11 protein-coding genes are annotated in these 13,685 nt (G+C 67.6%); 2 read left to right on the top strand and 9 right to left on the bottom strand.

Features of this window, described 5'->3' with window-relative positions; genetic code table 11:
* Window positions 1-257 precede the first annotated feature (257 nt).
* Together A6M56_RS09980 and A6M56_RS09985 are read left to right on the top strand one after the other, a co-directional pair.
* Window positions 258-725 (top strand): (2Fe-2S)-binding protein, encoded by a 468-nt coding sequence (locus A6M56_RS09980; protein ID WP_102079920.1) that lies wholly within the window; start codon window positions 258-260, stop codon window positions 723-725.
* Window positions 722-3,019, top strand: coding sequence for a xanthine dehydrogenase family protein molybdopterin-binding subunit (locus A6M56_RS09985; protein ID WP_102079919.1), 2,298 nt, complete (start codon window positions 722-724; stop codon window positions 3,017-3,019). Before A6M56_RS09980 ends, A6M56_RS09985 begins: the two co-directional genes overlap by 4 nt.
* Before the next feature lie 72 nt (window positions 3,020-3,091).
* Here A6M56_RS09985 and A6M56_RS09990 read toward each other — a convergent pair whose 3' ends face one another.
* From A6M56_RS09990 to A6M56_RS10030, 9 genes are read right to left on the bottom strand one after another with little or no spacing between them, the layout of a single operon-like run.
* Window positions 3,092-3,682 (bottom strand): peroxidase-related enzyme, encoded by a 591-nt coding sequence (locus A6M56_RS09990; protein WP_045787137.1) that lies wholly within the window; start codon window positions 3,680-3,682, stop codon window positions 3,092-3,094.
* Complete coding sequence (locus A6M56_RS09995) at window positions 3,679-5,580, bottom strand: acyl-CoA thioester hydrolase/BAAT C-terminal domain-containing protein (RefSeq protein WP_102079918.1); 1,902 nt, start codon at window positions 5,578-5,580, stop codon at window positions 3,679-3,681. Before A6M56_RS09995 ends, A6M56_RS09990 begins: the two co-directional genes overlap by 4 nt.
* Before the next feature lie 5 nt (window positions 5,581-5,585).
* Window positions 5,586-7,154: an ABC transporter substrate-binding protein gene (locus A6M56_RS10000; protein WP_102079917.1), complete on the bottom strand. Its 1,569-nt coding sequence runs from the start codon at window positions 7,152-7,154 to the stop codon at window positions 5,586-5,588.
* 49 nt (window positions 7,155-7,203) lie between these two features.
* Window positions 7,204-8,205: an ABC transporter ATP-binding protein gene (locus A6M56_RS10005; protein ID WP_045787134.1), complete on the bottom strand. Its 1,002-nt coding sequence runs from the start codon at window positions 8,203-8,205 to the stop codon at window positions 7,204-7,206.
* Entirely contained in the window at window positions 8,202-9,206 is a 1,005-nt protein-coding gene (locus A6M56_RS10010) for an ABC transporter ATP-binding protein (protein WP_045787133.1), read from the bottom strand. Before A6M56_RS10010 ends, A6M56_RS10005 begins: the two co-directional genes overlap by 4 nt.
* Window positions 9,203-10,132 (bottom strand): ABC transporter permease, encoded by a 930-nt coding sequence (locus A6M56_RS10015; protein WP_045787132.1) that lies wholly within the window; start codon window positions 10,130-10,132, stop codon window positions 9,203-9,205. Before A6M56_RS10015 ends, A6M56_RS10010 begins: the two co-directional genes overlap by 4 nt.
* Window positions 10,129-11,112, bottom strand: coding sequence for an ABC transporter permease (locus tag A6M56_RS10020; protein ID WP_102079916.1), 984 nt, complete (start codon window positions 11,110-11,112; stop codon window positions 10,129-10,131). The genes A6M56_RS10015 and A6M56_RS10020 overlap by 4 nt, the downstream gene beginning before the upstream one ends.
* Complete coding sequence (locus A6M56_RS10025; protein ID WP_102079915.1) at window positions 11,109-12,605, bottom strand: flavin-containing monooxygenase; 1,497 nt, start codon at window positions 12,603-12,605, stop codon at window positions 11,109-11,111. The genes A6M56_RS10020 and A6M56_RS10025 overlap by 4 nt, the downstream gene beginning before the upstream one ends.
* Window positions 12,602-13,576: a LysR family transcriptional regulator gene (locus A6M56_RS10030; protein WP_045787129.1), complete on the bottom strand. Its 975-nt coding sequence runs from the start codon at window positions 13,574-13,576 to the stop codon at window positions 12,602-12,604. Before A6M56_RS10030 ends, A6M56_RS10025 begins: the two co-directional genes overlap by 4 nt.
* Between the last annotated feature and the right edge of the window lie 109 nt (window positions 13,577-13,685).

Raw genomic sequence — 13,685 nt, forward strand, 5'->3', positions numbered from 1 at the left:
GGGGGATTCGAACCCCCGATAGGCTATTAACCTATACACGCTTTCCAGGCGTGCGACTTAAACCACTCATCCATCTCTCCGGAAGCCCGCGATTGTAGCACACCGGGCGAGCCAGCCAACCCCTGATGCCTCGGTCTGGACGAGGCTGTCGGTTCTCCGGCGCAGCAAGCAACCGAGGGTGACCACTATTGCCGCTCCCAGCCGTTTGAACGTACGCTTCGCCAAAAAAAACGCCAAGGCAAGGAGACCACCGCCACATGGAGCTGGACATCAACCACAAGCCGGTCAACGTGGACTGCGACCCGGCCACACCGCTGTTATGGGTACTGCGCGACCACCTGAACCTGACCGGCACGAAGTTCGGCTGCGGCGTTGCGGCCTGCGGCGCTTGCACGGTTCACGTGGATGGCGCGGCGGTGCGCTCCTGTGTCTTGCCCGTGGCGGCGGTGGCCGGCAAGCGAATCACCACCATCGAAGGCCTGGCCGGCGGCGAGGGCAAGCGCCACGCCCTGCAGCAGGCCTGGGTGGATGAGCAGGTGCCCCAGTGCGGCTACTGCCAGTCCGGCATGCTGATGGCCGCGGCTGACTTGCTTGGGCGCCAGCCCGACCCCAGCGATGCGGATATCGACGCCGCCATGACGAACATCTGCCGCTGCGGCACATACCCGCGCGTGCGCGCGGCCATCAAGCGTGCCGCCAAGGCGTTGCGGGACGGGCACGCATGAACGCCAACGCAACGAAGCCGCGCAGAGGGCGCCGTCGTTTCCTGCTCGGTGCGCTGGGCATAGGCGGGGCGTTGGTGGTGGGTTGGGGGGTGATGCCACCGCGCAGCCGCGTGGGCGGTGCGGGCATCTTCCCCGAGCACAACGGCGAAATTGCGCTGAACGGCTGGATCAAGATCACGCCGGATGGCAGCGTCATGCTTGCCATGCCCCGCGTGGAGATGGGCCAAGGCATCCACACCGCACTGTCGATGCTGGCGGCCGAAGAACTGGACATTCCGCTCTCGCGCGTGAGCATCGAGAGCCCCCCGGTGGAGCGCATCTACGGCAATGTGGTCGCCATGGGCATCGGCTCGCTGCCGGTGCACCCCGATAGCGAGGACAAGACCTGGGCGCGGGCACTGGCCTGGATGATGTCGAAGGGTGCGCGGGAGATCGGCCTCATCATCACCGGCGGCAGCAGCAGCGTAGCCGACGGCTGGCAGCCGGTGCGCGAAGCGGCCGCCGCGGCGCGCGCCGCGCTGGTCGAAGCGGCTGCACGCGAATGGAATGTGCCGGCTGCACAGGTCAGCATCCGCGATGGCCGACTCATTGGCCCGGGCGGCAGGCAGGCGACTTTCGGCAGCATGGCAAAGACGGCGCAGGGCATCTCTGCGCCGTCCAGCGTCAGGCTGAAACCTGCTTCGCAATACCAGTGGATCGGCAAGCCGGCGCCGCGCAACGACCTTGCGGCGAAGACCGATGGCAGCGCGCGCTTTTCCATCGACGTGCGGCCACCCGGCATGCTGTACGCCGCGGTCGTGATGTGCCCGGTGTTTGGCGGCAAGCTGAAGACGTTTCAATCGAAGGCCGCCTTGTCCATGCCGGGCGTGCGTTATGTGGTGCCGTTCGAAGGCTCGGCGGGCGGGGCTCCGGGGGTGGCCGTGGTGGCCGACCACTACTGGCAGGCGCGTCAGGCGTTGGCGGCGGTCGAGCCCGTGTGGGACAACGGCCCGCACGCCGCGCTCGATTCAGCCGGCATCCGGCAGCAACTCGTCAACGCGCTGAACAGCGACAAGGGCGGGTTCACCTATCGCTCAATGGGCGACGGGCTGAACGCCTTCGACAACACCGGCGGCGGCATCATCGTCGAGGCGGAATACACGGCGCCGTATCTCGCCCACGCCACCATGGAGCCGATGAACTGCACCGCCCAGGTCACGAAGGACGGCGTGCAGCTCTGGGCGCCCACGCAGGTCGCGACGCTTGCGCAGGTGGTGGCTGCACGGGCTGCGGGCGTGGACCGCGACAAGGTCCACATCGACATCCCGTTCATCGGTGGTGGTTTCGGACGGCGGCTGGAGTCGGATTTCGTCGGCCAGGCCGTGACCATCGCAACCAGGACGGAAGGCCGTCCCGTGCAGGTCATCTGGTCGCGCGAGGACGACATCCGGCATGATTTCTATCGGCCGCAGGCCATCGCACGGCTCAAGGCCCGTGTGGAGCACGGCAAGGTCACGGCGATCGCCTCGCGCAGTGCGGGCCAGTCCATCCTGGCCGGCGAGCTGGACCGCCTGTTCGGTGCGCCATCGGCGGGCATTGACCGCTACACCGTCGAGGGTCTGTTCGATCTGCCCTACGAGATCGAGCATGAGCACATCGCGCACGTGAGCGTCGATCTGCCGGTCCCGATCGGGTTCTGGCGCAGCGTTGGCCACTCGTATGCCGGCTTCTTCCTGGAGGGCTTCCTCAACGAGGTCGCGGCGGCGGCCAGGCTCGATCCGCTGGCGATGCGGCGGGACCTGCTGCGTGCGCATCCGCGCGAGTTGAAGGTGCTTGAGGCCGCGGCGCAGGCGGCGGGTTGGGGGCAGCCGCTCGCGCCGGGTGCCGATGGTGCCCCGCGAGCACGCGGCATCGCGCTGCACCCCAGCTTCGGCTCCGTGGTGGCGCAGGTCGCGGAGGTCTCGCTCAAGGACGGCAAGCCGCGCGTGCACCGCGTGGTGTGCGCCGTGGACTGCGGCACCGTGGTCAACCCGCGCATCGTCGAGCAGCAGATGGAGAGCGCCGTCATCTTCGGCCTGACGGCGGCGCTGTACGGGCGCATCGACATCAAGGACGGGCAGGTCGTGCAGTCGAACTTCCCAGACTATCCCGTGCTCAAGATGGCCGAGACGCCCGTGATCGAAACGCACATCGTGCCGAGCGCGGCCGCGCCCACCGGCGTCGGCGAGATCGGCGTGCCGCCCATCGCGCCCGCTGTGGCGCACGCCGTGGCGCAATTGACGGGCAAGCCTGTGCGGCAACTGCCAATGGCGTGATGCCGCTGCGGTAAAACGAAAAAGCCGCGGGCGCGAACCTGCGGCTTTTTCTTGTGCGGCGGCCGAAACCGCTCAGGCCGCGTCCGGAAACACCGGCTCGCCCAGGTTCAGCATCAGCCGGTTGGCCCACGCAAAGATGGCGACGGCGTGGATCAGGTCGAGAATCTCCGCATCGGTCAGCCCGGCGGCCTTGAGCGGCTGCAGGTCTTCCGCTCGGACGTCGCCGGGGCGCAGCGTCAGATCGATCGAGAACAGCGCGATGGCCCGTTCGCGCGCATTCGTGCCGGCGGTGTGCGGGTCTTCAAAGACCTGCTTGATCACGTCGTTGCGCTTGGCAAGCTGCTCGAAGCGCTGCGCGTGAACCGATGCGCAATACACGCAGCCGTTGACGCGCGACACCACCGCGCTGGCGAGTTCGCGCTCGGCGCGCGACAGGCCGCCCGGCGCATACATGATCGCGTTGAATGCCGCCGACCGCTGACGCAGGATCTCGGGCTGGTGAACGAGAAACCGGTAGTAGTCCGACGTCTTCGCCTTCGGGTGGCTCTCTTCCAGCACGGCGATCTGCTCGGGCGTGGCGCGGTCGAGGTCGACCACATCGAGCCACGCCTTCCACTCCAGCGATTCGTTGGTGAAGCCGTGGGCGCGAATGATCTCGGTCATGCTGCGGTCTCCGTGGAAGCGGGGGAGGTGCTGGCGCCGTTCAGTGCCTGCAGCGCGCGCAGGCCGGCGACCAGCCGTGTCTGATACGACAGGAAGGCGATGAGCTGCGCCAGCGTCACGACGTCTGCGGTGGCAAGGCCCGCGGCGGGCAAGCGCAGCAGTGCATCGCGATCGCCTTCGATCGGGCGCTCGATCAAAGTGCGGGTGAACGTGAGGAGCGCACGCAGACGTGTGTCGGCAAGCGCGTCGACATCGCCGTGGTCCACGGCCTGCAGTGCGTTTGCGTCGACCGGTGTATCGGCCAGGCGCGCCCGGTAGTGGGCGCCCAGTTCGGGGGCGGGCGTGAGGCGGCACGCGTAGAGCGCCACGAGCAGCCGTTCGCTCAGCGTGAGGCCGGGCAAGGCCGCATCGAACAGTGCGTCGTAGCTGCCTTGCGTGGCAGCCGCGACTTTCTCTCGGGTGTGGCGCAGCGCGTGCGTGGCGCTGCCGTCGTCCAGGCCGGCAACCTGGTCCACCACATCTTGATCGGGCGTGAAATCCATCGATGAAAGGCTCCGGGAATCAGGTACGGACGCGCCGCGCGCGGCCACCGCGCTGGCGAGGAAGCGAAGCACTGCCGCCCACGACTGGGCATCGGCGCGGGCATTGGCACGCGGCTCGCCGCCACCCGTGCTGATGCGGCCCGACACCGGGTGCGCATAGACGAGCTGCGTGGTCGGCACGTACGGGAAGACGATGGCGTGGCCCGCGCCTTCGTGGTCGAAATGCTCGACGGGGTAGGGGTGGCGTACCTCGGCGAGCTTGGCGGTGACCATGCGCGAGTAGTCGCTCGACGGCCACGAACCATCGTCGGTGGCAGACAGCAGCAGCACCGGGCCACGCGTGCGTTCGACGCGGATGCGTGCGCGTGCCACGGCATCGGCGTCCTGCAGCGCGGTGCGGATCGCCCGTTCATGCCGATGCGGCGCAGGGCCTTCGTCGAACGGCGCCCAGGTGGCGGTGCGATTGCCTTCCCAGAGATGCGGCAGCGGCTGGCCGCGATACAGCCACGTCGGGCCTTCGCGGCCGACGGCGGGGTCGGCGGCGTTCTGCCCGCTGTGCACCACGGCGCCCGGCACGTAGCCGATCACCGCGGACACGGCCTCGGGGAAGGTCGCGCCAAGCAGCAATGCCAACTCGCCGCCGCGCGACTGGCCGCTCACGGCAACGAAGTCGTGCAGCGGCTGCACGCGCCTGCGCAGCCAGGCGAGCGCGCGCTCGAAATACTCCAGCGGCGTGTTCGAGATGTAGTCCGACAGCCCCGGCGCTTTGAAGTACGCCAGCGCGAAGGCTGCGTAGCCGTGCGAGGCATACAGCGCCGCACGTGGTTCGTTCATGCCGCCGCCCGAGCCGTTGAGAATCAGCACGGCGGGGCGCGGGCCCGGATGCGCATATGGGTCGGGCAGGTACAGCGTGCCGACCAGGCCTTCCCCGTTGTCGGCCGCACGCACCTCGTGGCGTGTCACGCCCGGCGCGGCCAGCCGCTGCACGAAGCGGGTGTGGACCGACTCGCCACCGGCCGTTGCCGTGAGCGTGGTGGTCAGCGGCTCGAAGCCTGTGGCGCACAGCGGCGGAAACACCTCACGCGCCTTGCCGTCCTCCGGGCGCTGGCTCCACACCAACCCCATGGCGCTGATGCCGGTGTAATCGCCGGAGACGGGCGCGTCGCGCGTGAGGTCGACCGCGCCCTGCGCATCGGCAACGAATGCGGCGCGGGCATGCCACAGCACGCCGTTGCCGCGGGCTGTCTGCGCGACGATGCCGACCTGCGCGCCTGGCGCCAGCCCCGTCACGACGATCTGGCGCGACACGTCGATCAGGTCATCCGCCGGCGTCACGCTGAGCGCGAAGGTTCCCATGGCGCTTACTTGCCGTCCCTGGTGACCATCTGCGCCGCGGTGCGGTCGCTCGTCATCGGCGTCACTTTCAGGCCCTTCCTGGCGGCCCAGACATTCTGGTAGTGGTACAGCGGCACCACGCCCACGTCGTCGGACACCAGCTTGACCGAGTGGCGCAGGATGGCCGCGCGCTTCTCGACGTTGAATTCCTCGGTGGAGGCGTTCAGTGCGTTGTCGACGGCCGGGTTGCTGTAGTGGCCCCAGTTGGAGGCGCCCAGGCCTTTCTTGGTGTCGACGGTGGCCAGCACGTTGACCAGCGCATAGCTTGCCTCCCCGGTGCCGTTGCCCCATGCCAGCATGCTCATCGCGTACTCATTCTTGTTGGCGCGGCCCGAGTAGACCGACCAGGGCACCACCTCCACGCGCGCCTTCACGCCGATGCGCGTCCAGAACTGCGCCACCGCCTGCGCGGTTTCCGGGCCTTGCGGGTAGCGGTCGTTCGGCACGTGCATCACGAGGTTGAAGCCCTGCGGAAAGCCCGCCTCGGCCAGCAGCTTCTTCGCCTGTGCGGGGTCATACGGAATGTCCTTCACGTCGGGGTTATAGCCGTACGTGTCCGACGGCATCCACTGGTTGGCGACGGTGGCGGCGCCTTGCAGAATGCGGTCCACGATGGCCTTGCGGTCGATGGCGAGCGACAGCGCGCGGCGCACGCGCACATCCAGCAGCGGATTGTTCGGCAGCGGCTTGCCGTCGTTGCCGGTGATGTACTCGTTCGGCCCCTTGCGGAAGCTCGGCTGCAGCAGCATCACGCGCAGGCCCGGATAAGCGAACACCTTCACATTGGGCGACTGGCGCAGGCGCGCCAGGTCAGACACCGACACCTTGTCGATGACGTCCACCTCGCCCGAGAGCAGGTTGGCCGTACGCGCGGCAGCATTGTTGATGTAGCGGTAGTTGACCTTCTCCCAGAGCTGCTTGCCGCCCCAGTAGTTGTCGTTGCGCGCCATCACCACGCGGTCGCCCGGTACATACGAGACGAACTTGTACGGGCCCGTGCCCACCACGGCGCGGCCGGCGTTGTAGTCCTCGGTGGACGATTTTTCGCCCACATGCTTGCTGACGATGTGCACGGATGCGAGGTTCAGGGGCAGGTCGGGGTTCGGGATGTTCGTCTTGATGATCAGCGTCAGCGGGTCTTTGGCTGTGACGGACTCCACCGTGCGCAGATAGCCCGCGAACGTTGCCACGCTGCCCGGCACGCTGCGCGCGCGCTGGTACGAGAAGACGACGTCATCCGCCGTGAACGGCTGGCCGTCGTGCCATTTCACGTTCGGGCGCAGCTTGAATTCCCACGTCTTCGGATCCAGCGTCTTCCACGACAGCGCCAGGCCGGGCTGCAGCTTGTTCCACTTGTTTTCGACGAGCAGATCCCAGAAATGCACGTCGACGGAGCGGTCGCCGGCGTGGTTGTTCAACTGTGGGTCGAGCGACGACAGCGGATCGGCAAAGGCGATGTTCAGCGTCTGCGCGCTGATAGCGCCGGCAGCGGCAAACAGCGCTACAGCAAGCGACGAGGCTAGGAGGCGTTTCACGTGGGTTCCCTTTTCCTGTTTTTGGAATCGTTGGCTTATTGAATGTCGTTCAGGTCGCGTCGTTCAGATGGCACGCGCTGACGTGGTTGACCGCAATGCCGCGCAGCGTCGGCGTTTCGGTCTTGCAGCGGGGCATGGCGTGCGGGCAGCGCGGGTGGAAATGGCAGCCGGTCGGCGGGTGCAGCGGGCTGGGCATCTCGCCTTGAATGGCGGTAAACGTCTTGTGCCGGGCCGACAGGCGCGGAATTTCCGCCAGCAAGGTCTGCGTGTAAGGATGATTTGGGCGGCGGAAGACTTCCTCCGCCGGGGCCGATTCCACCACGCGGCCGAGGTACATGATCACCACCCTGTCCGACAGGTGTTCCACCACGCCCAGGTCGTGGCTGATGAACAGGTAGGTCAGGTTGAGTTGCTCGCGCAGGTCCATGAACAGGTTCAGGATCTGCGCCTGGATCGACACGTCCAGCGCGGCCACCGCCTCGTCGCAGACGAGCATCGACGGCTGCACCGCCAGCGCGCGCGCAATGCCGATGCGCTGCCGCTGGCCGCCGCTGAACTGATGCGGATAGCGGTCGCGAAGAGCGGGGTCCAGGCCCGCGCGCTGCATCTGCGCAGCCACGTAATCGGCAAAGTTGGCGCGGTCGGTCAGGCCGTGCACGCGTGCCGCCTCGCCGACGATCTCTTCCACGCGCAGGCGCGGGTTGAGGCTCGCATACGGGTCCTGGAAGATCATCTGGATCTTCAGGCGGGCCGCGCGCGCTTCCTCGGCAGAGAGCGTGTCCACAGCCTTTCCGTCCACGCGCACCTCGCCGGCCGAGGGCGGCATCAGGCCCGCAGCAATCCGGCCGAGCGTGGATTTGCCGCAGCCCGATTCGCCGACGAGGCCGACGACTTCACCGGGCTGGATCGCGAGGTCGACGCCATCGACCGCACGAACGATCGCAGGCGGATGCGCCAGGCCGGCGCGCTGCAGAACGCGATCGGCCACGCCGACTTTGCGATCGCCAAAGCGTTTGCTGACCTGCTTGAGTTCGACGAGTGGCGTGCTCATGCGACCTCCTGCGAGGAAGCGTGCTGCGCGCCCGGATGGAAGCAACGCACGAGGCGGTTGGGTATTGGCTGCGTGATGTCGGGGCGTACGCCGCAGACCTCGGTGGCCCGCGGGCAGCGTGCCGCAAACGCGCAGCCCGCGGGCAGCGACAGCAGGTTCGGTGTCATGCCGGGAATCTGGCGCAGGCGCTGGCCGCGACGGTTCTCGCTGGGCAGGCTGTCGATCAGGCCCATGGTGTAGGGGTGCAGCGGGGCATCGAGCACCGCATCAACCGGGCCGTGTTCGACGATGCGGCCGGCGTACATCACGGCCACCTCGTCGGCCAGCCCGGCCACGACAGACAGGTCATGCGTGATCCAGATCAGCGCCGTGCCGTGCATGCGCGCGAGCTTCTGCACTTCGGACAGGATCTGCGCCTGGATGGTCACGTCCAGCGCCGTGGTCGGTTCGTCGGCAATGATCAGGTCCGGCCGATGCAGCATCGCAATGGCAATCGCCACGCGCTGTCGCATGCCGCCCGAAAGCTGATGCGGATAGGCACGCAGCCGTTCTTCGGGGCTCGGAATGCCCATCAGACCGAGCGTGTCCCGCGCATGGTCCCACGCCTGTTTGTGGCTCATGCTGCTGTGCGCGCGCACGGCTTCGATCATCTGGGCGTCGATGCGCAGCACGGGGTTGAGCGTCATCATCGGGTCCTGGAAGACCATGGCGATGCGGTTGCCCTGCAGCTTGCGCAATTCACGCGGGGGCAGCTTGGTGAGGTCGCGGCCCTGGTAGAGGATCTCCCCGCCGACGACGCGGCCGGGCGGGTCCACCAGACCCATGATCGAGAACCCGGTGACGGACTTGCCTGAGCCGGACTCGCCCACCAGCCCGAGGATGCGCCCGCGCGCGAGTGAGAACGACACGTCGTCCACAGCCGGCAGCACGCCTTCGCGCGTGAAGAAATGCGTGCGGAGGTTGCGGACTTCGAGGGTGGTCGCGTTGGTGGACGCCGTCATCGTTGCGTCCTCGGGTTCAGCACTTCACGCAGGCGGTCGCCCACCAGGTTGATGGCCACCAGCGCCAGCAACAGCGCGATGCCCGGATAGAAACTGATCCAGTACTGGCCAGAGAGCATGTATTGGTATCCGTTGGAAATCAGCAGGCCCAGAGACGGCTCGGTAATCGGCACGCCCAGGCCCAGGAAGGACAGCGTTGCCTCCAGCGTGATCGCGCGCGCCACCTGCAGCGTGCCCACGACGATCAGCGGTGGCAGGCAGTTCGGCAGGATGTGCCTGAGCGCAATGCGCCAGCCGGGCAGGGCGAGCGAGCGGGCGGCTTCCACGTATTCGCGCCGACGCTCAACGAGCGCTTGGCCGCGCACCGTCCGCGCGTAATACGCCCACTCCAGCAGCACGAGGGTCAGCACGACATTCGTGATGCTCTTGCCGAGATAAGCGAGGATCATCATCGCCACCAGCACCGATGGGAACGACAGCAGCAGGTCGACCGTGCGCATGATGATGCTGTCGACGCGGCCGCCGGCATACGCGGCAATCAGGCCGAGCAGCGTGCCGATCATCGCGGCCACGGTCGCCGAGCCGATCCCCACGCCAAGGCTGATTCGCAGCCCATAGAGGATGCCCGAGTACAGATCGCGCCCCTGGCCATCGGTGCCGAGCCAGTACGTAAATGTCCCCAGGCCATTCGGCGAACCTGGCGGCAGGCGCGAGTCCAGCACGTCGAGCTGCATCAGGTCGTACGGGTTCTGCGGGGTGATCCACGGTGCGGCCAGCGCGGCGAGCATCAGGATCACGACCACCACGAGCCCAAAGACGGCGGTCTTGGATGCCAGAAAATCGGACACCACGCGGCGCCACGGCGATTGCTTGCGCGGGGCGGCAACCGCCGCTGCGGTGGTGGGTTGCGGAGTTGTATTCATCATGCAGCCTCCGCGCTGTCCGCCGCACGCACGCGCGGGTCCAGCAGCCGATACAGGATGTCGACGATGAGGTTGAGCGAGACGAACAGGCACACCACGACGATGAGGTAGGAAACGATGACGGGCCGGTCCAGCGAGTTGATGCTATCGAGGATCAGCTTGCCCGCGCCGGGCCACGCGAAGATGCTTTCCGTCACCACCGCAAAGGCGATGGTCGAGCCCAGCTCCAGGCCTAGCACCGTCACCAGCGGGATCAGCGTGTTGCGCAGCACGTGCGCGAGCACCACGCGCAGCGGCGACAGCCCCTTGGCCCGCGCGAACTTCACGAAGTCCTGCGGCAGCACCTCGCGCACGCCCGCAGACGTCAGCCGCAGCACCAGCGAGAGCTTGAACAGCGACAGGTTGACCGCCGGCAGCACGAGGTGCCGCAGGCCATCGACCGTCAGCCACGACCATTCGATGCCGAACAGGCGCGCGGTTTCGCCGCGTCCGCTGGCGGGCAGCCAGCCCAGGCTCACACTGAAGGCCATGATCAGCATCAGCCCGACCCAGAACGTCGGCAGCGAAAAACCCACCACGCTGCCCATCATCAGCAGCCGCGACACGGGATGTTGCGGATACAGCCCCGCGAACACCCCCAGCGGCACCCCGATCACCACCGCGATGATCAACGCGGCAAACGCCAGCTCCAGCGTGGCCGGCAGGCGCTGCAGGATCAGCTGGATGGCCGGCTCGTTGTAGACGAAGCTCTTGCCCAGGTTGCCGTGCAGCGCGCCGTTCAGGAACGCGACGTACTGCTGCCACAGCGGCTTGTCGAGCCCCAGCTCGGCAATGATGCGGGCGCGGTCGATCTGGTCCACGTCCTGGCCGATCAGGATGTCGACCGGGTTGCCGATGGCGTGCAGGCCGATGAAGACGATCACCGTCATCACCAGCACGACCACCAGCGCCTGACCGATGCGGCGGATCAGCCAGGCGGTCATCGTGCGGCCTCCTGGGTGGATGCAGCCTGGGCCTGCACGCCGGGCGGTGGGGCAGGCGTCCATTCATCGCCAAAGATCTCGGGTTCGGCATAAGCCTGGATGGCGGCGTAATGGGCTTCGATGTCTTCGCGGTAGAGCAGGCCGGCAATGCCCTGCGCCAGCCGTTTCGCGCCCTCGCTGATGGCCGGGATGTCGCCCGAGACGCTGCCGTGCGTGACGGATGCCGGATAGCAAAAGCAATGCACCCGCGACAGGCCGGGCAGCGCGCCGGGCGTTTTCTCGAGGAATTCGAAGGCGTGGCCCAGGTCAGGCGAGTCGGCCAGCTCTGCGTCCTCCTCGCCGGGCTGCGGCGTGTAGCGATCGCGCCACTGGCGCACGTGCGGCGCGAGGGTGCTGAATTCGGGCCGGGCCGCCCAGTCCGTGCGAAAACCCGTCGAAAAGATCAGGAAATCCAGTTCGAACATGCCTTTGCTCGTCATCACGTGGAGCACGCCATCGCGCTCCTCCACACGAAGGATGCCGCAACCGAGGTTGAAACGTGCATTCGGGTGTCGCGACACGCGCAGCGTGCTGCCGCGCGGCGGCGGCACCTGCTCCACGTTGATGTAATGGCGGATGCGCCATTTCCAGGCGTCGGGCAGGTGCAGATGCCCGTGCACCAGGCCGGGGCTGCCCGCGCCCTTGCCCTTGTTGACGCGGGGCAGGTCGGGACGCCGGATGAGCAGGTCGACACTGGCCGCGCCCGCTTCGAGCGCCGTCGCGGCCGAGTCCATGGCCGAGGCCCCTGCGCCGACGACGCCGACGCGCTTGCCGGCCAGCGTGCCGTAATCCATCTCGTCGGACGAGTGCGCCCACCGGTGGCGCGGCAGCGCACGCGCGAATTCCGGCACCGACGGGCCGCCGAGGCCATCACGGCCTGTCGCCAGGACCACGCGGCGCGCATAGATGCGCTGCGTCGGCTGGTCGGGCGCGTCGATGAGCAGCTCGACGGCGTCCTCGCGCGGATGAATCGCCTTGACGTGGTGCGCGTTGCGAACCTCGAGCTGCAGCACGCGGCGGTACCAGCGCAGGTAGTCCATCCACTGCAGGCGCGGGATCTTGTCGAGCGCTTCCCATGCGTCGGTACCGAACTGCGCTTCGAACCACGCGCGGAAGGTCAACGCGGGCAAGCCGAGCGCCGGGCCGGTCAGCTGCTTCGGTGAGCGCAGTGTCTCCATGCGCGCCGTGGTCGCCCACGGGCCTTCAAAGCCGGCAGGGGAGCGGTCGAACACCACCGCGCCCACGCCAAGGTGCTTGAGCGATGCCGCCGCCGCGAGGCCGGCCATGCCGCCCCCGATGACGGCGACATCGAGCACCGGCTCGCCATTGACGGTATGCGGCAGGGTCCACGCCTTTGCAGGCAGTTCAAGCCAGGCGAGGTCCTGGCGCAAACGGGCTTCCAGCGCCGCCAGCCCGGTGGCGTGCGGCGCGTTGTCGGGTTGCAGATCGGTCATGCGGACGCGCCTTCGGTTTCGTTAAGGGGTTCCCCGTACAGCACCTGCAGCATGCTGGCGTGGCGTGCGGGGTCGTGCAGCTTGCAATCCGGCAGCAGCCGCTGCGCGGCGCGTGAGAGGGCGTCGATCAGCCACGTGACGGCGGGCATGGGGCGCTTCGCCTCGGGTGTGATCACGCCGAAGAAGAACGGGATATCGGCATCGATGGGGCGGACCGTCACGCCTTCGACGGGCACGCCATACGCCGTGACAGGTTCCAGCAGCCCCACGCCCAGCCCCGCGCGGACGGCAGTCAGGGCGTTGAGCGAGGCATTGGTTTCAATCAGCGAAGCCGGTACCACGCCGGCCTGCGCCAGCGCCTGATCGAGCCGGCGGCGCAGCCGGTACGGGTTGTGCATGGTCACAATGCGGCGGCCCGCGCAATCCGCCAGCGCCACGCGCTGTGCCTGGGCAAGCGGGTCGGTCTGATGGAGGGCGGCAACGCAGGCGGCTTCGCCAATCCAATGCACGGTGACACCGCGATGCTCCAACGGCAGGCTGCTGATGCCGAGATCCGCCGCGCCGGTCAGCACCGCGTGCACCACCTGTTCCGGCGAGGCGCTGCGGATCTGGACATGCTGGGCCAGCTCACGGTCGTCCGCCAGCGCCGCAGGCAGCAAGCCCGCCGCCAGCGCAGAGGTGGCCGCCAGCCGTAGCGGGCGGGGCTCGCCGCGGGCGATCTCTTCGGCGCGGGTGCGGATCTGCCGCAGGCTGATGAGCGTGTGCTCAACGTCTTCGTACAGCAGGAAGCCCTCCTCGGTCGGCGACACGCGCGGCCCAGCGCGGGTGAAAAGGGCGTAGCCGATCTCGGCTTCCAGATCCTGGATGAGCCGGCTGATGGCGGGCTGCGATCGGCCCAGCAGTCTGCCGGCCGCCGTCACGCTACCCGTCGACATGACGGCCGCAAATGCCTCGAGTTGTCGGAGTTCCATGTGCCGGGTTGATCGCCGTCATGCATGTGGTCTGTGCATTCTGGTAGAGGCAGTATGCGAATTCCAAATAGTATTTTCTTATGTACTCATGCGTTTTGCGTGGCGGCCG

The sequence above is a fragment of the Ralstonia sp. RL genome, from assembly GCF_001683835.1.
GTDB classification, from domain to species: Bacteria; Pseudomonadota; Gammaproteobacteria; order Burkholderiales; family Burkholderiaceae; genus Ralstonia; species Ralstonia mannitolilytica.